This window comes from Camelimonas abortus (assembly GCF_042432745.1).
Taxonomy (GTDB): domain Bacteria; phylum Pseudomonadota; class Alphaproteobacteria; order Rhizobiales; family Beijerinckiaceae; genus Camelimonas; species Camelimonas abortus.
In genome coordinates this window covers 751,073-768,610 of record NZ_JBHLWR010000006.1, presented here as the reverse complement: position 1 = coordinate 768,610, position 17,538 = coordinate 751,073, and the positions used below count along the sequence as shown (strand labels likewise).

17 protein-coding genes and 1 tRNA gene are annotated in these 17,538 nt (G+C 70.2%); 8 read left to right on the top strand and 10 right to left on the bottom strand.

Annotation, left to right across the window (positions count from 1 at the left end; translation table 11 throughout):
• Positions 1 to 182: 182 nt before the first annotated feature.
• The 6 genes from gor to ACFFJB_RS05780 all read right to left on the bottom strand — a co-directional run bounded on the left by gor (position 183) and on the right by ACFFJB_RS05780 (position 5,208).
• Positions 183 to 1,547 carry a glutathione-disulfide reductase gene (gene gor, locus ACFFJB_RS05805; protein WP_376830314.1) on the bottom strand — a complete coding sequence of 455 codons (1,365 nt, stop codon included), beginning with the start codon at positions 1,545 to 1,547 and terminating at the stop codon, positions 183 to 185.
• Between the two features lie 4 nt (positions 1,548 to 1,551).
• On the bottom strand, positions 1,552 to 2,826 hold the full coding sequence (locus tag ACFFJB_RS05800) for an O-antigen ligase family protein (protein ID WP_376832563.1): 1,275 nt from the start codon (positions 2,824 to 2,826) through the stop codon (positions 1,552 to 1,554).
• A 102-nt stretch (positions 2,827 to 2,928) separates the two neighbouring features.
• The gene (locus ACFFJB_RS05795) at positions 2,929 to 3,429 is read right to left on the bottom strand and encodes a DUF2059 domain-containing protein (protein WP_376830313.1); all 501 of its coding nucleotides are present in this window, start codon (positions 3,427 to 3,429) and stop codon (positions 2,929 to 2,931) included.
• 85 nt (positions 3,430 to 3,514) lie between these two features.
• Positions 3,515 to 4,051 (bottom strand): GNAT family N-acetyltransferase, encoded by a 537-nt coding sequence (locus tag ACFFJB_RS05790; RefSeq protein ID WP_376830312.1) that lies wholly within the window; start codon positions 4,049 to 4,051, stop codon positions 3,515 to 3,517.
• On the bottom strand, positions 4,048 to 4,743 hold the full coding sequence (gene rpiA / locus ACFFJB_RS05785; protein WP_376830311.1) for a ribose-5-phosphate isomerase RpiA: 696 nt from the start codon (positions 4,741 to 4,743) through the stop codon (positions 4,048 to 4,050). The genes ACFFJB_RS05790 and rpiA overlap by 4 nt, the downstream gene beginning before the upstream one ends.
• 45 nt (positions 4,744 to 4,788) lie before the next feature.
• A complete protein-coding gene (locus tag ACFFJB_RS05780) occupies positions 4,789 to 5,208 on the bottom strand; it encodes a hypothetical protein (RefSeq protein ID WP_376830310.1) in 420 nt (139 codons plus the stop codon).
• Between the two features lie 196 nt (positions 5,209 to 5,404).
• On the opposite strand from ACFFJB_RS05780, the gene gph reads away from it, so the two are divergent.
• The 6 genes from gph (at position 5,405) to ACFFJB_RS05750 (ending at position 12,851) form a co-directional block, all read left to right on the top strand.
• Entirely contained in the window at positions 5,405 to 6,094 is a 690-nt protein-coding gene (gene gph / locus ACFFJB_RS05775; RefSeq protein ID WP_376830309.1) for a phosphoglycolate phosphatase, read from the top strand.
• A 75-nt stretch (positions 6,095 to 6,169) separates the two neighbouring features.
• Complete coding sequence (locus ACFFJB_RS05770) at positions 6,170 to 7,660, top strand: S1C family serine protease (RefSeq protein WP_376830308.1); 1,491 nt, start codon at positions 6,170 to 6,172, stop codon at positions 7,658 to 7,660.
• A gap of 124 nt (positions 7,661 to 7,784) precedes the next feature.
• Positions 7,785 to 8,594 carry an enoyl-CoA hydratase/isomerase family protein gene (locus ACFFJB_RS05765; RefSeq protein ID WP_376830307.1) on the top strand — a complete coding sequence of 270 codons (810 nt, stop codon included), beginning with the start codon at positions 7,785 to 7,787 and terminating at the stop codon, positions 8,592 to 8,594.
• A gap of 116 nt (positions 8,595 to 8,710) precedes the next feature.
• A complete protein-coding gene (locus ACFFJB_RS05760) occupies positions 8,711 to 9,910 on the top strand; it encodes an ABC transporter substrate-binding protein (RefSeq protein WP_376830306.1) in 1,200 nt (399 codons plus the stop codon).
• A gap of 547 nt (positions 9,911 to 10,457) precedes the next feature.
• The gene (locus ACFFJB_RS05755) at positions 10,458 to 11,705 is read left to right on the top strand and encodes an ABC transporter substrate-binding protein (RefSeq protein WP_376830305.1); all 1,248 of its coding nucleotides are present in this window, start codon (positions 10,458 to 10,460) and stop codon (positions 11,703 to 11,705) included.
• A gap of 693 nt (positions 11,706 to 12,398) precedes the next feature.
• The gene (locus tag ACFFJB_RS05750; protein ID WP_376830303.1) at positions 12,399 to 12,851 is read left to right on the top strand and encodes a MarC family protein; all 453 of its coding nucleotides are present in this window, start codon (positions 12,399 to 12,401) and stop codon (positions 12,849 to 12,851) included.
• On the opposite strand, the gene ACFFJB_RS05745 is transcribed toward ACFFJB_RS05750, so the two are convergent.
• A protein-coding gene (locus ACFFJB_RS05745; protein ID WP_376828900.1) for an IS3 family transposase occupies positions 12,838 to 14,027 on the bottom strand; the annotation gives its coding sequence in 2 pieces (ribosomal slippage) (positions 12,838 to 13,778 and positions 13,778 to 14,027; 1,191 coding nt in all). The genes ACFFJB_RS05750 and ACFFJB_RS05745 overlap by 14 nt on opposite strands.
• Positions 14,028 to 14,091: 64 nt before the next feature.
• On the opposite strand from ACFFJB_RS05745, the gene ACFFJB_RS05740 reads away from it, so the two are divergent.
• Entirely contained in the window at positions 14,092 to 14,331 is a 240-nt protein-coding gene (locus tag ACFFJB_RS05740) for a MarC family protein (protein WP_376830301.1), read from the top strand.
• A 146-nt stretch (positions 14,332 to 14,477) separates the two neighbouring features.
• On the opposite strand, the gene ACFFJB_RS05735 is transcribed toward ACFFJB_RS05740, so the two are convergent.
• A tRNA-Val gene (locus tag ACFFJB_RS05735) sits at positions 14,478 to 14,552 on the bottom strand.
• 367 nt (positions 14,553 to 14,919) lie between these two features.
• On the opposite strand from ACFFJB_RS05735, the gene ACFFJB_RS05730 reads away from it, so the two are divergent.
• Entirely contained in the window at positions 14,920 to 15,504 is a 585-nt protein-coding gene (locus tag ACFFJB_RS05730) for a L,D-transpeptidase (RefSeq protein WP_376830299.1), read from the top strand.
• Between the two features lie 112 nt (positions 15,505 to 15,616).
• Here the strand turns inward: ACFFJB_RS05730 and ACFFJB_RS05725 are convergent, their stop codons facing one another.
• Both ACFFJB_RS05725 and ACFFJB_RS05720 read right to left on the bottom strand, forming a co-directional pair.
• A complete protein-coding gene (locus ACFFJB_RS05725; RefSeq protein WP_376830297.1) occupies positions 15,617 to 15,997 on the bottom strand; it encodes a gamma-butyrobetaine hydroxylase family protein in 381 nt (126 codons plus the stop codon).
• Between the two features lie 164 nt (positions 15,998 to 16,161).
• Positions 16,162 to 17,253 carry a TRAP transporter substrate-binding protein gene (locus ACFFJB_RS05720; protein WP_376830295.1) on the bottom strand — a complete coding sequence of 364 codons (1,092 nt, stop codon included), beginning with the start codon at positions 17,251 to 17,253 and terminating at the stop codon, positions 16,162 to 16,164.
• Positions 17,254 to 17,538 lie beyond the last annotated feature (285 nt).

Below are 17,538 nucleotides of genomic sequence, written 5' to 3'. Positions count from 1 at the left end.
AGCCGCCGCCCTGCCCCCGGAGACAGGTCCGGAGCCGGGCTTATACCGCCGAACCGCCCAGGATTGAAGCATTTTGCGCGCGCAAGACGCGTCGCAGTCGCATGAGCGGGCCGCGCGACCGCCGCGCCCCCGGCCCCTGCGCCAGCCTGCGCGACATTGTCCCGCACCGGCCCCGGCGCCGCTCACGGCGCCGCCGGCGTGCGCATGGTCACCAGCTCCTCCGCCGCGGTGGGGTGCACGGCGATGGTGCGGTCGAAGTCGGCCTTGGTCGCGCCCATGGTCACGGCGATGCCGACGGTCTGGATCATCTCGCCCGCGCCCTCGCCGAGAATGTGCACGCCCAGCACCCGGTCCGTGGCGCGGTCGACGATGATTTTCATCATCATCCGCTCCTCGCGGCCGGAGAGCGTGGCCTTCATCGGCCGGAAGGCGGCGCGGTACACCAGCACGTCGCCATGGCGGCGGCGCGCCTCCTCCTCGGTGAGCCCCACCGCGCCGATCTCCGGCGTCGAGAACACCGCCGTGGGCACGACGGCGTGGTCCACGGTCCACGGCCGGCCGCCGAACACCGTGTCGGCGAAGGCGTGCCCCTCGCGGATGGCCACCGGCGTCAGGTTGACCCGGTTGGTGACGTCGCCCACCGCGTAAACCGACGGAACCGAGGTGCGCGACTGCGCGTCCACCGCCACCGCGCCGGACGGCCCGACAGCCACCCCCGCCTTCTCGAGGCCAAGCCCCGCGGTGTTGGGCACGCGGCCCACCGCCAGCATCACCACGTCCGCGCGCGTCGGCGGACCGTCGGTCAGGGCGACCTCAAGGCCGTCGTCCGTGCGGTCGATGCGGCGCAGGCCGCAGCCGAAGCGCAGCTCCATCTGCTTCGCCATGGCGGCGGCGAGCCCCTCCTGCACGTCATGGTCGAAGCCGCGCAGCAGGCGGTCGCCGCGGTGCGCCAGCGTCACTTTGGAGCCGAGCGCGGCGAAAATGCAGGCGAACTCCACGGCGATGTAGCCGGCGCCCACCACCACCACCCGGCGCGGCAGTTGCGGCAGGTCCAGCGCCTCATTGGAGGTGACGGCGTGCTCGACGCCCGGCACGTCCGGCAGCGTCGCCGGCCGCGCCCCGGTGGCGATGAGGATGCGCCGGGCCGTCACCACGCGGTTGTCGGGGAGCAGGCGCACGGCGTTGGGCCCCTCCAGCACGGCGCGGGCGGCGATCACCTCCACCCCGGCGCTGGCGAGGCCGCTGCGGTACAGGCCTTCCAGGCGGGCGATCTCGGCGTTCTTGCGGGCGATCAGCGTCGGCCAGTCGAAAACCGGCGGCTGCGGCAGCGTCCAGCCGAAGCCGGCGGCGTCCTCAAACTCGTGGGCGAAGCGGGAGGCGTAGACCAGCAGCTTCTTCGGCACGCAGCCGCGGATGACGCAGGTGCCGCCCATGCGGAACTCCTCCGCCAGCATCACCCGCGCGCCATGCCCGGCCGCCACGCGGGCGGCGCGCACGCCGCCGGAGCCGCCGCCGATGACGAACAGGTCGGTGTCATACGCGCTCATGCCGTTACCTCCCTCTTGCAGGCCTCTCGCAGGCCGCGCCGGGCGCGCCGCCCTCCGGCGCCGCGAAGACCCGGACGAACCAGATGGCCGCCGCCCCCAGAATCGCCACCCACCAGCCCTGCCAGGCGCCGTGGCCGACCTCGGCGAACACGGTCACCGCCGCAAGGCATGCGAGCACGGGCGCCATGCGCGGCGCCGGCAGGCGTCGCGTCGCCCACGCCAGCCAGCCCAGCGCCGCGGCGGCGAGCAGGACGCCCGCCGCCCCCAGCTCCACCCAAAGCTGCAGGAACATGTCATGGGGGTGGCCCACCGCCAGCAGCGTGCGGCGCGACTGCGGAACCCGGGCGGCCGCCGGCGTCTCCGCCATGCGCGGGCTGACGCCGAAGCCTTCGCCCGAAAGCGGGCTCACCTTCACCACCGCGCCGAAATCGCCCCAGATCACCACCCGCTCGCGCGCGTGCACGCGCTCCAGCCGGTCCAGCACGTGATCCGGGATGAACCGCTCCGCCAGCACGCCCTTCACCGGCGCCAGCGCCAGGCCGGCGAACAGCCCGGCCATCACCAGCGCCCACGCCAGCCGCGGCAGGCGGCTGGCGAGAACGAAGGTCAGCGCGGCGGCGACGAAGGCGACCATCGACGCGCCGGACACCGACTTGAACACCGCCGCCGCCATCAGCGCCGCCAGCGCGCCCATCACCAGCGCGCGCCGCGCCATGCCCTCCGCCAGCGCCAGCAGCGGCCAGTACAGCACCACGAGACAGATGGCCGGCTTGTTGAGCACGAACAGCGCCGTGCGCGAACCGATGGCGTGGCGCCAGGCGAGGCCGGTCCACAGCTCGACGCTCACCTCAATGGCGGCGAGCGCGAACAGCGCGGCGCACAGGCGGAACATGGCCGGCCGGTCCAGCGGACCCAGCGCCAGCCCCAGCACGATGGCCGCAAGGAAGGGAATGAAGCCCTCGCCGATGGCGAACAGGCCGAGGCGCGGAAACGGGTGCCACAGCAGCGAGGCGGCCGCCAGCGCCGCGAACAGCGCCGCCAGCGCGCCGGGCATGCCGGTGAAGGCGGCGCGGGCCCGCGCCGCCACCTGCGGCCCGCGGCCGGAGACCACGGCCCCGGCCAGGGCCAGCGCGGCGGCCACGGCGATGAGCGCCGCCGAGGAGCGGATGGCGAAACACAGCGCCAGCGGCATGGCCGCCAGCACCGTCCATGCGGCGGCGTCCAGCGCCCTGCCCCAGCGTAGCCGCGTCTCCGGAACCGCCTGCGCCGTGTTCTGCACCTTCGCCAACCCTCACGCCAAACAGGATGCCGGATGGACCGCGACCGCGGCCACAACATGACGCCGGCGCGCGGGCGCGCGCCGACATCAGCAGAGCCGGAATCAGAAGGACTTGCCGCGGGCCTGCAGCTCGTTGCGGATCAGCTCGACCACGACGCCGGAAAGCGCCTCGGTCCACTCCTGCATGCGCGGGGCCAGGTCCTGCATCACCGCCGGCAGGGCGTTCACATATTTCTGGCCCGCCGGCGACTTGAAAAACTCCGCCACCTGCTTCAGGTCCGCCTCCGGAATCTGGGCGGCGAAGATCCTGGCGGCCTCGTTGACCATGTCGTCGGCGCGGGCGGTGATCTGGGGGGTGATCCTGACGATGATCTCCTCGACGTCGCCCTTGATCTCCGGCCGCGTCACCAGCTGGGCGCGCACCTGGTCGAACAGGGTCGGCGGCACCGCCTCGAACGAACGCGCGAGGCCGGAGGCGCGCACCACCTCGCGGGCGGCCGCCAGCTGCGACTCCGACGGCGCGTTCTGGGCGGACGCGACGCCGGCGGCCAGCGGCGCCAGCGAAATCAGGCCAATGGCGGCAAGGCGGGCAAGTCGGTTCATCTGTATCTCCACCACACCGGATTTCCGGTCGTCGGTCAGGTCGCGGAACGGCGCGCCGGCGCGCGGCGCGCAAGATGACATACGATCATTTTGCGGCGGCGGCCACCGTTTCGCGCGTCATGTAAAGGGCATGCGGGTCATAGCGGCGGGCGGCCTCCTGCAGGGCCGGCTCCGCCGCCGGGGCGAAGCCGCAGCGCCGCCAGAACCCGTCCGCGCCGCCCACCGCCACCAGCGCCATGCGGCCAAGGCCAAGCCGCGCCGCGGTCTGCGCCGCCAGCGCCACCGCCGCCGGAGCCGCGCCGGAGCCGCGCGCCGCCGGCGCCAGCGCCAGGTCATGCAGGTAATAGAGCTGCGGCCGCGCGGGCAGCGCCCCGAGCAGGCTGTTCAGCGCCGGGGGGCGGCCCGCCGTCCAGGGATGGGCGACGAGATAGCCGGCGAGGCCGGCCTGCGTCTCCAGCGTCAGGCACCCTTCCGGAAACAGCCGCAGCCGCTCGGCGAACACGGCGGCGTCCTCCGGATAGTCAGGATGAACCGCCTCCGCCAGCGCCAGCACGCCCGGCAGGTCGGCGGCGGCCATCGGCCGCCAGCGCCAGCCGCCGGGCGTCGCCCGCGCTGCGCTCATACCTCGCCCATTTCGATGACGCCTCCGGCGGAGGCCAGCACCACGCCGGTGGCCAGACCGATGAACAGGCCGTGCTCCACCACGCCGGGAATCGCCACCAGCGCGGCGGCCAGGGCCTCCGGATCGGGCAGGACGCCGAAATGGCAGTCGATGATGTAATGGCCGCCGTCGGTGACGAACGCCTGGCCGTCGCGCCGGCGCAGCGTCAGCTCGCCCGTGCAGCCCAGTTTCGCCGCCGCCGCGGCGATCTGGCGGCGGGTGACCTCCAGGCCGAACGGATTGACCTCCACCGGCAGCGGGAAGCGGCCGAGGGTCTCCACCTTCTTGCTGTCGTCGGCGATGACGATCATGCGCCGGCTGGCGGAGGCGACGATCTTCTCGCGCAGCAGGGCGCCGCCGCCGCCCTTCACCAGGCGCAGGCGCGAATCCAGCTCGTCGGCGCCGTCCACCACCAGATCCAGCTCCGGCGTCGCGTCGAGGGTGGACATGGGGATGCCTTCGCGCTCGGCCTGCGCCTGGGTGGCCTCGGAGGTGGCCACGCATACGACCCTGAGGCCGGCGCGCACGCGCTCGCCCAGAAGCTCCACGAAGTGCTTCGCCGTAGAGCCGGTGCCAAGGCCCAGCCGCATGCCGTCGGCGACGACGTCAAGGGCGCGGGCCGCGGCCCGCCGCTTCAGTTCTTCAGCGTTCATCCTGTCCTGTCCCGGGCGGTTCGCGCCCTCCGTCCTGTCCGCGTCTCAGCGCGCCTGCGGCGTGCACACCACTTTCTCGTTGAACACGTAGCAGATGCTCATTTCGCCGGTGCGGTCGTTGACGCGGAACACGCCGCCCTCCCGCTCGTGCCGCGACGCCACCAGACGGTAATCGCCCGGCGTCTGCGGGCCGGCGCCTTCGCCGGGTCCATAGCACAGGGTGACGCCCACCGAACCCTCTTTCAGCCCGTACTGGCAGGCGCCCATCTCGCCCGTGACCCGCTCGACACGGTATATGCGGTTGAGGTCCACCTGCGGCGCCGGGGCGAAGTCGTAATTGCCGGCGAAGGCCGCGCCCGGAACCGCCAGCGCCGCGGCGAGAACGGGAATCAGCCTCCCCAGCCCGGCGTGCGCCGCCGGACGGACGGCGGACAGGCCGCGCGCGATGCATGTGTCGGAAAACATGAGCCGGTTACCCCTGATGCAAGCGGTGAGTCGACCGAAGCTTACGCGCCCGCCGCCGCCGGCAGAACCCGCGCGGCGGCGGACCACGTGACGCGGCGCCATAATACGGTTACCCAACGGAGCGCGCATAGCCGCCGTTCCGGACCAGCCCCGCCAGCGCCCAGCCCCGCGCCGGCCGACAGGAGACGCCCTTCGCATGCAGCCGACCCTCGTCCTTGATCTCGACGGCACGCTTGTCGACACCGCGCCAGACCTGCTGGCCACGCTCAACGTGGTGCTGGCCGGCGAAGGCCTCCCGCCCCTCACCCTGGAGGACGTGCGCGCGCTCACCGGCGCCGGCGCCCGCGCCCTGCTGGAGCGCGGCCTCGCCGCCTCCGGCGTCAGCGTCGGCCCCAGGCGCATGGACACGCTGTTCGCGCGCTTCATCGACCATTACGCCGCCCATATCGCCGACCATTCGCGCCCCTTCCCCGGCGTCCCCGAGGCGCTGGAGCGCTTCGCCAGCGCGGGATGGCGCCTCGCCGTGTGCACCAACAAGCTGGAGGGGCTGGCCCGCCGGCTGCTCGACGCGCTGGCGCTTTCGCCGCGCTTCGACGTCATCTGCGGCGGCGACACCTTTCCTTACAGGAAGCCGGATCCCCGCCACCTCCTCGACACCGTGCGCCGGGCCGGCGGCGATCCAGGCCGGGCGGTGATGGTGGGCGACAGCGCCGCCGACATCCGCGCCGCGAAGGGCGGCTCCATCCCCTGCGTCGGCGTCACCTTCGGCTATACGGACATTCCGGTGGCCGAGCTCGGCCCGGACGTGACGCTGGACCATTTCGACGGCCTGTTCGAGGCCGCCACGCGGCTGCTGGCCGAACGCGGCGTGATGACGGCGGGTTGAGGCGCGCGCCGCATCGGCTGAAGCGCAGGGACCGCCGCCGCGACAGGGCGCGGCGGCGCGGACGGGACCGGGGGCATGGGAAAACGGCTTGCAGGAATTGTGGCGGGGCTGGCGGCGCTGGCCGCCGTGCTCGCCGGCGCGGAGGGGGCGGCGGCGCGCCGGGACGATCCCATGCACCGCATCGCCGAGCGGCAGTTCATGGCGCTGGATCCGGACCTGCGGCTGTGGCTGCAGATCATCCTGACCAGCGCCGGCCACTGGCAGGCGGTGCCGAACCTCAGCTACTCCACCCGGCTCTACGACGCCGTCCGCCGCCTGCAGCTGGAGCGCGGCGAATCTCCCACCGGCGTGCTCACCCACGCCCAGGTGAAGGAGGCGCTCGAGGCCGGCGGCTCGGTGCTGGCCGGCTGGGGGCTGCGCCGCTTCGACCATCCCTTCAGCCGGGCGTGGATCTGGATTCCCGCCGGCCTCGATCCGCTGGTGACGCCGTCGCCCGGCGGCGCGCACATCAGCGCGGGGCGCAGCCGGCTGCGCATCCGCTTCGAATATTTCCCCGGCAAGAACCTTGCGGAGAGCTACCAGGCCATCGTCAGCGCCATGCAGCGCGGCGGCGACCTCATCGTCTATCGCGTGCTGAAGCGGGATTTTCTGGTGGTGGCGGGCCGCCAGGGGCCGCACCAGCGCTACGTGCGCTATCACGACGACGGAACAGGCCTCGTCGGCGTGGACATGACGTGGTCCGGCGAGGATCCGCCGGTTTACGGCGAGCGCCTCTCCACCATCGTGTCGGCGTCGCTGTGGGCGTCGATGACCGGCGCGCGGCTGCCCTCCCTGCCCCGTTACGGCGCCGTTACGGAGCCGTCGCGCCCGCCGGCGCCGCCGCCGGCCACCCCGCCGGCGCAGTCCCGGCCCGCCCGCGAGAAGCCGCCGGAGCGCGGCCGCGCCACCGGCTCCGGCTTCAGCGTCTCCGCCAGCGGCCATTTCCTCACCAACGCCCATGTGGCGCGCGACTGCCGCGCCATCACCGTGCGCGCGGCCGACCAGGCGGCCGTGCCCGCGACGCTGCTGGCGCGGGACGAAACCAATGACCTGGCCCTGCTGCACGCCCCGGCCGCCGCCGGAACGCCGCCGCTGCCGCTGCGGCCTGGCGTGCGCCTCGGCGAAAACGTCGCCGCCTTCGGCTTTCCCCACAGCGACATTCTCTCCACCAGCGGCAATTTCACCGTCGGCAACGTGACGGCGCTCTCCGGCCTGCAGGACGACAGCCGCTTCCTGCAGATCTCGGCCCCGGTGCAGGCGGGCAACTCCGGCGGCCCGCTGCTGGACCAGTGGGGCAACGTGACCGGCGTGGTGACCTCCAAGCTCAACGCCCTGCGGGTGATGGCGAAAAGCGGCGACCTGCCGCAGAACGTCAATTTCGCGGTGAAGGCCTCGCTGGCGGCGGGCTTCCTCGACGCGCGACAGGTTCCGTGGACGGCCGGCGCCCCCGGCGCGCGCAAACTGGAGCCGCCGGACCTCGCCGAGCTGGCGCGCCGCTCCAGCGTTTTCGTGGCCTGCATGCGCTGAGCGGGCCCCGCGCCCGCCACGCCGCGCCGCCCTCGACAAGGGCGGCGCGGCGTGTTTTCTCTGCCCCTGAGCCAGACGCGCAGGCCGGGCAACGGCCGCGCCCGCCAACAAGGGGAGAACGCCAATGGACGCCGCCCGCACCGACGCCAGCGAAGTGCTGTATGAGGTGGAGCAGCATGTCGCCACCATCACCCTCAACGCGCCGGAGCGCATGAACACCATCTCCGGCCCCATGCTGGACGCGCTCTCGCGGCTGCTGGTGCAGGCCGACGAGGATCCGGAGGTGCGCTGCGTCATCCTCACCGGCCGGGGCCGCGCCTTCTGCGCCGGCCTGGACCTGCGCCCGAAGGGCGACAGCGGCCGCACGCTGCTGAGCTCGGCCTCCTCCCCCACCAATCTCAACCTGCGCAACACGCCGCCCACGGTGATGCACGCCATGGACAAGCCCATCATCTGCGCGATCAACGGCGGCGCGGCGGGCTATGGCATGGACACGGCCCTGGGCTGCGACATCCGCATCATGGCGAAATCGGCCAAGCTGGCGGCGGCTTTCACCCGGCGCGGCGTGGTGCCGGAGTCGGGCGGCACCTGGTTCCTGCCGCGCATGATCGGCTGGGCCAGGGCGGCGGAGCTGATCTTCACCGGCCGCACCCTCACCGCCGACGAGGCGCTGGAGTGGGGGCTCGTGTCCCATGTCGTGCCGGACGGGCAGCTGATGACGAAAGCCCGGGAGCTGGCCGCCGAAATCGCCGGCAACGCGCCGCTGGCGGTGCAGGCGGCCAAGCGGATGATGCGCATGGGCCTTTCCGAGCCGTTCAACGAGCACGTGCACCACGTGTTCCTGCAGCTGCTGCCGCTGTTCCGCAGCGAGGACGCGGCCGAGGGCATGGCCGCCTTCATGGAGAAGCGCCAGCCGGTGTTCCGCGGGCGCTGAGAGCCCCGCGACGCGCGCATTGACGCCCGGCCCCGCGCCGGGCGATCTTTTTTGCAGGCGCGGGCGCAGGAGAGCCGCCGCCAGAGCGGAGCGACGCCGCCGCGCAGGGAGGAAACATGATGAAACGTCTGCTGACAGCGGGCGTGGCCGTGCTTGCGCTTGCAGCCGCGTCCGCCGCCCGGGCCGAAACCATCCGCATCGGCGTGCTCACCGACATGGCCGGCCCGCTTTCCGACGCGCAGGGCCCCGGCTCCGTGGAGGCCACGCGCATGGCGGTGGAGGATTTCGGCGGCAGGCTGCTGGGCGAAAAGGTGGAGGTGATCGGCGCCGACCACCAGAACAAGGCCGACATCGGCGCCGCCATCGCCCGCGACTGGTACGACACCCGCAACGTGCAGGTGATCATGGACCTCGGCAATTCCGCCGTGGCCATCGCCGTACAGAACATCGCCAAGGACAAGAACCGGCTTTCGGTGGCGACCGGCGCCGCCAGCGGCGAGCTCACCAACAGGCACTGCAATACGAACGCCATCCAGTGGGGCTATGACACCTACCAGTTCGCCAAGGGCATCACCGGCCCGGTGGTGAAGTCGGGCGGCGACAGGTGGTTCTTCATTTCGGCGGACTACGCCTTCGGCCACGCGCTGGAGAACGACACGCGCAAGGCGGTGGAGAAGCTGGGCGGCAAGGTTGTGGGAGCGGTGCGCCACCCCATCAACACGCTCGATTTCTCCTCCTACCTGATGCAGGCGAAGAACTCGGGCGCGAACGTGATCGGCGTGGCGAGCGCCATCGCCGACCAGCAGAACGTGCTGAAGCAGGGCCAGGAATTCGCGATTTTTGACGACAAGGTGCGTCCGGCGGCGATGGCGCTGCTGCTTTCGGACGTTCATTCGGTCGGGCTGAAGGCGGCGCAGGGCACGACGGTTTCGTCGATCTTTTACTGGGACGCGGACGACGAGAGCCGCGCGTTTTCCAGGCGCTACGCGGCGAAAATGGGCCGCCCGCCCTCCGAGGCGCAGGCGATGAACTACAGCGCGACGCTGGCGTGGCTGCAGGCGGCGGAGGCGGCGAAGTCCGTGGAGCCAGAAAAGGTTCTGGCCCGGCTGCGCAGCGGCCCGGTCAGCGCGCCGTTCATCAGGAACGGAACCCTGCGCGCGGACGGCAAGCTGGTGCGCGACATCTGGCTGGCGCGGGTGAAGGCGCCGGAGCAGTCGAAATATCCCTGGGATTACATGGAGATTCTGGGGACGATCGCGGGCAGGGACGCGTTCCGGCCCGTCGAGGAGTCGGAGTGCGCGCTGCTGAAGCAATAATGCCATGAAAGACAAAAATGCTGGCGGGCGAATTTCCTCGCCTGCCAACATTCAAGACGGTCAGGCGGACGATACCGAACCGGCCTCTTCAGGAATCAGAGGAGGCTGCGCCTGAAAATCGTCCGTCAGTTCCTTAATATCGTGACCTCACAGTCAAATTAAAGACTCCCTGACCGAACAGCAACAGGGCGACAGCAAGGAGACTGATAAATATCTTCACATAGATTATTAAAATAATTATATTAATTTGCAATCTCAAACGCGCCGACAAATAATCAACATAACAAAAATACATTACAAATAACAATCGCTTCATGCATTCAGATTTACCATTCCCGCCTGCAGACCGCCGTTCTCACCGGTCAGTCATGACTGCCCCAACGGCAGTCGCCGCCGTCCCGCAGCGGGTTTCAGGCAGATGTTCCGGCGCCGCCGCGGGTTTCATTATCAAAAAGTATAATACAAATCCGCGCCCATTGCCTCGCGCCCGTCCGCCAGGACATCATCCCTGCACGCCAGTTCAACAACCAATACTTCTGGAGGAAACATGCTCAAGCTTCGCCGTGGTCTTCTGGCCGCCATGGCCGCCGCCCTGCTCGGCGCCAGCGGTCTCGCCGGCCCCGTCGCACAGCCCGCCCTCGCCCAGCAGAACGCCCAGAAACCCGTCAGGATCGGCGTCATGGGCGACCTCTCCTCCGTCTATTCCGATATCGGCGGCCAAGGCGCGCTGGAGGCGGTCAGGATGGCGGTCGAAGACTTCGGCGGCGAGGTGCTGGGCAGGAAAGTCGAGGTGCTGTCCGCCGACAGCCTCAACAAGCCCGACCAGGCCTCCGCCATCGCCCGCCAGTGGTACGACCACGACGGCGTCGACATGATCATGGACCTGCCGACCTCGGCCACGGCGCTGGCCACCATGCAGATCGCCAATGACCGCAAGAAAATGGTGATCGTCACCGAGGCCGGCAGCTCCGACATCACCGGAAAGCACTGCAACCCCTACACCATCCACTGGACCTGGGACACCTACGCAAACGGCAAGACCGTGGGCCAGGCCATCGTGAAGGAAGGCGGCGACACCTGGTTCTTCATCACCGCCGACTACGTCTTCGGCCACTCCCTCGAGCGCGACACCGGGGAATTCGTCAAGGCCGCCGGCGGCAAGGTGCTCGGAAGCGCCCGTCACCCGCTCAACAACCAGGACTTCTCCTCCTTCCTGCTCCAGGCGCAGAACTCCGGCGCCAAGATCATCGGCCTCGCCAACGGCGGCGGCGACACCATCAACGCCATCAAGCAGGCGGCCGAGTTCGGCGTCGTCCAAGGCGGCCAGAAGCTCGCCGCGCCGGTGATGTTCATCTCCGACATCCACAGCCTCGGCCTCAAGACCGCCCAGGGCCTGGTCATCACCGAAGCCTGGTACTGGGACAAGAACGACAGGACCCGCGAGTTCGGCCAGCGCTTCTTCAGGCGCACCGGCAAGATGCCCACCATGAACCAGGCCGCCAACTACAGCGCCGCCACCCACTACCTCAAGGCGGTGAAGGCTGTGGGCTCCACCGACGCCGACAAGATCATGGCCTGGATGCGCGCCAACCCGGTGCAGGACATGTTCACCGACAACGGCGTGCTGCGCGAGGACGGGCGCCTCGTCCACTCCATGCTGCTGCTGGAGGTGAAGAAGCCTGAAGAGTCCAGGGGCCCGTGGGATTACTACAAGATCCTCGCCGAAGTGCCCGGCGACCAGGCGTTCCGCCCGCTGGCCGAGGGCGGCTGCCCGCTGGTGAAGAAGACCAACTGAGCCGCGCTCCCTCCCCCGCCCCGCCGCCGTCATGCCCGGGGCCTGCTCCGGGCCTTGCGGCGCCCGCGGGGGCTTCGCCGGCGCATGGCCGGCGCTGTCACAGGCCCCGGACGTGAGGCGCCCGCGCGGCGCCGGGCGGCGGGCGGCGCGCGCCGCGAACTTGTGATGGGCCCGCGCCGGGCCCCCTTTCCGGTTGCGGATCGCCGAACCATCTTCCTGAACAGGCGCGCGTCGCCGGATGCGCGCCCTTTTTGCGTTGCGGCGCACGGGTTTGCGCCGCAACGCTCCGCGGCCTCCAGCCGTTGCGTCCGGCTGCAGGCGACGGGCAGGGCGCACGGGGCCTTGCATTGCGCGCGGCGGAGCCACTGGCTAGCGTGTCCGCGACGCTGACGTCCTGGGGGGGCGAACCACGTGCGGGCGCACGGAGCGCATGCGCTCCCGCGTCCGCCCGGGTCGCGGACGGACCAGCCCCGCCTGTCGCGGACGGCCCCGGCCGCGCCCCGCCCGGTCCGCGCCGGCGACACGTCCCAGGGGCCCTGCCGAACCGGGAACGACGGCGAGCGCCTGCCTGATCCAGGCGGGGCCGGAGCCGCATGCGCTCCCGCGCGCAGACGCGTTTCCGGCCCGGCGCGGCGCCACAGCCCGCCCCGGGGCCGGCCGCACGGCGGCCGCTGACCGTCACGTGGAGCCCTCATGATTCCGGACCAGAACCTGTGGACCACGCAGTTGCTCACGCTGCTGGCGGTGCTGGAGCCCATTGGCCACCTCAGCCTGTTCCTGGCCGCCACCAGCCATCTCAACGCCAGACAGAAACGGCGCGCGGCGGTCATCGCCGTGGCCATGTCCTATGTCGTCATCCTCGTGTTCGGCCTCATCGGCATGCGGCTGCTGGAGGCCATGGAGGTGTCGCTGCTGTCGTTCCAGATCGCCGGCGGGCTGATCATGCTGGCCTTCGCCGGGGTGATGGTGCTGGGCCCGCCGCAGCCAGCCTCGAAGGAGGAGGTCGCCGTTCACGAAAATGAGGCGGCTGAACGCCAGTCGGCGCTGGAAACCGCCATCTATCCGCTGGCGGTGCCGATCATCGCCGGCCCCGGAGCGCTGCTCAGCGTGGTGGTGACGTTGCCCCCAAGTTCTATCCAGCCCTGAGTTCGACCTGACGGTTTTGGGTTGCCTTGGAACGGGTGGTTGAAGCGGGATCTGTCGTGGAGCCCGCGACCTGGCGCAACGGCAGATCCCGCCGCTGCGCAAACGTTGCCGAAAAGGCGGCTGGCGTCTGCCACGCCAGTGCAGAATGTGGGCGAGAGCCGTTATAATCGGCTCGCCATCTGGCCAGTTGGGAGCGCGTCTGGGTCAGCGTGGAGAAGAGCGTCTCATTCAGGAACTCGTCTCTCAGACGTCCATTGAAGCTCTCGATGAACGCATTCTGCATGGGCTTGCCAGGCGCGATATAGTGCCAGCGCACCCTGGACCTGTCTGCCCACGTCAAAATGGCGTTCGACGTGAATTCGCTGCCATTGTCGCTGACAATCATGGCTGGCTTGCCCCGGGCGACAATCAGGGCATCCAGTTCACGCGCGACCCTCGCCCCCGAGAGGGACGTATCCGCTACAAGCGCGAGGCACTCGCGGGTACAGTCGTCCACGACTGTCAGCACGCGGAACCGCCTGCCATCCGTCAGTTGGTCGGACACGAAGTCCAGCGACCACCGTTCGTTTGGCGACAGCGGCGGCTCAATTGGCGCCCGTGTTCCGATGGCCCGCTTGCGACCGCCCCGACGGCGCACCCCGAGCCGCTCTTCCCTGTATATCCGGAAGAGCCGCTTGTGGTTGACCTCAAAGCCTTCACGACGCAGCAGCACATGCAAACGCCGGTAGCCAAAGCGCCGGCGTTCATGGGCCAGTTCCTTCATCCGTGTGCGCAGGACGCCATCGTCCCGGCGCTGCGCCTGGTAACGCATGCTCATGCGGCTGAAGCCGGTGGCTTTACACGCCCGACGTTCGCTCATCCCGTGCTGCTGCATGAGATGGCGAACGGCCTGTCGCCTCGTGGCGGGCGTCACCACTTCTTTCCCAAAAGATCCTTCAGCGCCGCATTGTCGAGCATTGCGTCGGCCAGCATGCGCTTCAGGCGACTGTTCTCGTCCTCAAGGGCCCGCAGCCGTTTGGCCTCGGACACTTCCATGCCGCCAAACCGCGCCTTCCACTTGTAGATGCTGGCGTCACTGACGCCGTGCTTCCGGCAGAGCTCCGCCACCGGAATGCCCGCCTCGTGTTCCTTCAGGATGGCGATGATCTGTTCTTCTGAAAACCGCGTGCGCTTCATGTCTGGTCCTCTCAGCGGGGCCAGATCAAACTTCAAACCGGAATAGGCGCAGGGGGCAACGTCAGTGGTGCTGATGGACAACGCCCGCGACTCCGTGGCCAGCCAGGCGCAGGTGGCCTGCCTGCTGGCGGTGGTGCTGCTGGTGATGCTGGCGGCGTTTCTCGGCGGCGAGCGCATCACGCGCGTCATCGGCGCCGGCGGCGCCAACCTGTTGCGGCGGGTGCTCGGCATGATTCTGGCCGCGATCGCGGTGAATCTGGTGCTGAACGCCTTTTCGGCGTGGCTCGGCCTGCCGCCGATCTGACGGTCCGCGCCGCCGGCGCAGCCGCCGGCGGCCCCCTGCCCCGCCCGCAGACGCCGCCGCGGACCGCCGGCAGACGCGCGCCGCGCCGCTTCCCTGTCCGGGACGCCAAAAATGCTGTCTGAACTGATGAAATGGCCTGAGGGGAATGGTGGGCGGTACTGGGATTGAACCAGTGACCCCACGCGTGTGAAGCGTGTGCTCTCCCGCTGAGCTAACCGCCCTTGCCGTTGCGACCCGTCACCGCGTCGCCGGGAATGCCCCTCTCATAGGCGCGGCCTTCGCGGCCGTCAAGCGCCCGCCTGCGCCGTACACAGGGCGCGGCCCGTGACGGGCGGCGCCTGTGAATTGTCGCGCACGGCGCCCGCCGGAGAGGCGGGCGGCCCCTGGGGGCAGGCGTCGCCGTCAACTGATGTTGCCGTCACGACACGCCGCCATTGATTGTGCGCGGCGCCCGCTCACGGTTCCGGGAACGTCATTGCGCTTTAACAACCTCTTGAGCAATTTGACGTCATAGTGAAGCCGCTGCGTCCTGCCAGCACTGCCCGTTTTCGAAGGACGCCGGTTTTCCATTCTGCTTACGAGGCATCAATGCGTCGCTTGACACTGAGCATGGTCGGCATCGCGGCGGGACTGGTTTCGCTGGCGCCCGCCGCCCTGGCGTATCCGCAGATCGATCCGCTGACGCGTCGTCCGCTTGTCTACGACGCGCCGAATTTCCGGGCCAACGCGACCATCATCCCGCGCCAGGTGGTGGATTACCAGACCAGACACCCGCCGGGCACGATCGTGGTCTCGACGTCCGAGCGCCGCCTCTACTTCGTCCTGCCCGGGGGCAAGGCCATCCGCTATGGCGTCGGCGTCGGCCGTGAAGGCTTCACCTGGTCCGGCACGCACCGCATCACCATGAAGCGCGAGTGGCCGTCATGGACCCCGCCGGCGTCGATGCTGAAGCGCCGCCCCGACCTGCCGCGGTTCATGCCCGGCGGTCCGGACAACCCGCTGGGCGCGCGCGCGCTTTACATCGGCAACACGCTGTACCGCATCCACGGCTCCAATGAGCCGGAAACCATCGGCCAGGCCGTCTCCTCCGGCTGCATCCGCATGGTGAACGAGGACGTCATCGACCTGTATTCGCGGGTCAAGGTGGGCGCCAAGGTGGTGGTGATGCGCTGAGGCGCGCCGCGCTGGCCAGAGGAAATGAAGGGCTGGCCAGAGGAAATGAAGGCGCCGCGTCCGCCAGGGCGCGGCGCCGGCTTTTTTCGCCGCGCCGCCACGGGGGGCGGACTCAGTCCCGGCCCATGCCCCTGGCGGCCAGTTCCGCCTCGTACTGGCGCCACATGGCCTGCCGGTTCTCCACCATCTCGCGCAGCAGCCGCCAGCCGTAGAGGCCGGTGTCGTGGCCGTCGTCGAACACGATGCGCACGGCGTAGCTGCCCACCGGTTCGAGCGCGGCGATCTTCACCCGGCGCTTGCCGCCCACGGTGCGCCGCCCCTCGCCGCCATGGCCGCGCACCTCGGCCGACGGGCTCCACACCCGCAGGAACTCCGCCGCGAGCACGCCGGAGCGCCCGTCGGAAAAGGTGATGGCGAGCGCGTCCTTCGCCGGATTGAGCCGCAGCTCCTCCACCTGCACGTCGCGGAAAGCGGCGTCGCCGCCTGCAGCCATGTCGTCCCTCCTGCCCTAACGCGCCCGCCGCCCGCGCCGGACGGCCACACAGCGGGCGACCGTGCGGCGGAGGTAGGCCGCGCCGGGCGCCGGCGCAAGCCCCCCGGCGAACGGCGGCGCCGGCGGCGGGCGCCGCGGGCCCGCGTCCGCCCGGGCCGCCGGCGTCACTGCCCGCGGGCGCGTGCGCGGATCATGAAGTTGTCGTAGCTGTATTCGGCCACCTGCCACCACAGATATTCGTCGTTGCGGAAGGATTTCATCGCGTCATACAGCTTCCCGAACTCGGGGTTCTTCGCCGAGAGTTCGTCATACAGCTCGTTGGACACCTTGTAGCAGGCCTCCAGCACCGGCTGCGGGAACGGCCGCAGCTGGGCGCCGGCGGCGACGAGGCGCTTGATGGCGCCGGGGTTCCTGGCGTCGTAGCTGGCCTGCATCTGCTGGTTGGCCATCAGCGCCGCCACGCGCACCGCCTCGCGACAGGCCGGCGGCAGCCCGGCGAACTTCTCCTCGCTGATGAAGAAATTGAGGGAGGCGCAGCCCTCCCACCAGCCGGGATAGTAGTAATATTTGGCGACGCGGACGAAGCCGAGCTTCTCGTCGTCATAGGGGCCCACCCATTCGGCGGCGTCGATGGCGCCCTTCTCCAGCGCCGGATAGATGTCGCCGCCGGCGATCTGCTGCGGCACCACGCCGAGGCGCTGCAGGATCTGGCCGGCGATGCCGGCGATGCGCATCTTGAGGCCGCTGAGGTCGGCGACGGAGTTGATCTCCTTGCGGAACCAGCCGCCCATCTGCGTGCCGGTGTTGCCGCCCGGCAGCATGATGACGCCGTATTTCGCATAGAAGGCGTTGAGCAGCTCGAGGCCGCCGCCGGCCAGCACCCAGGCGGCGTTCATGCGCGAGTTGAGGCCGAAGGGAATGGCGGAGCCGAAGGCGAAGCACGGATCCTTGCCGACGTAATAATAGGAAGCGGTGTGGCACATCTCCACCGTGCCCGCCTGCACGGCGTCCAGCGCCTGCAGGCCTGGCGCGATCTCGTTGGCGGCGAACACCTGGATCTGGAACTTGCCGTCGGTCAGCGCGGCCACGGCCTTCGCGAAGTCCTCGGCGGCGCCGAAAATGGTGTCAAGGGACTTGGGAAAGCTCGAGGTGCAGCGCCAGCGGATCTCCGGAGCCGGCTGGGCGATCGCCGGCGCAGCGACCGCCGCTCCCGCCACGCCGGCGCCCGCCGCCTGCAGAAACTGACGACGTTTCATGTCTTTCCTCCCTGGCCGGTTGCATTGACCGTCCGCTGCCGTGATGGAACCAGCGCGGCGACGGCGGCGCAACGGAAAAGGCGCGGCCCGCGCCTCATACGTTCGTCGGCGTGTCCGGGCACAGCGCGGCGGCGCGCCGGGACCGCCGGCAAGCGGCGCAGGACGGCGGGGCGGCGCGCGGCGCTGGACCGGCGGACGGGCATGCGATGGCAGAGCGGTCACGACGGCGGGCCGCCTTTCCCCGCCTCCCCCGCCGCCACGTCATGGCCGTGCCTGCCACGGCCC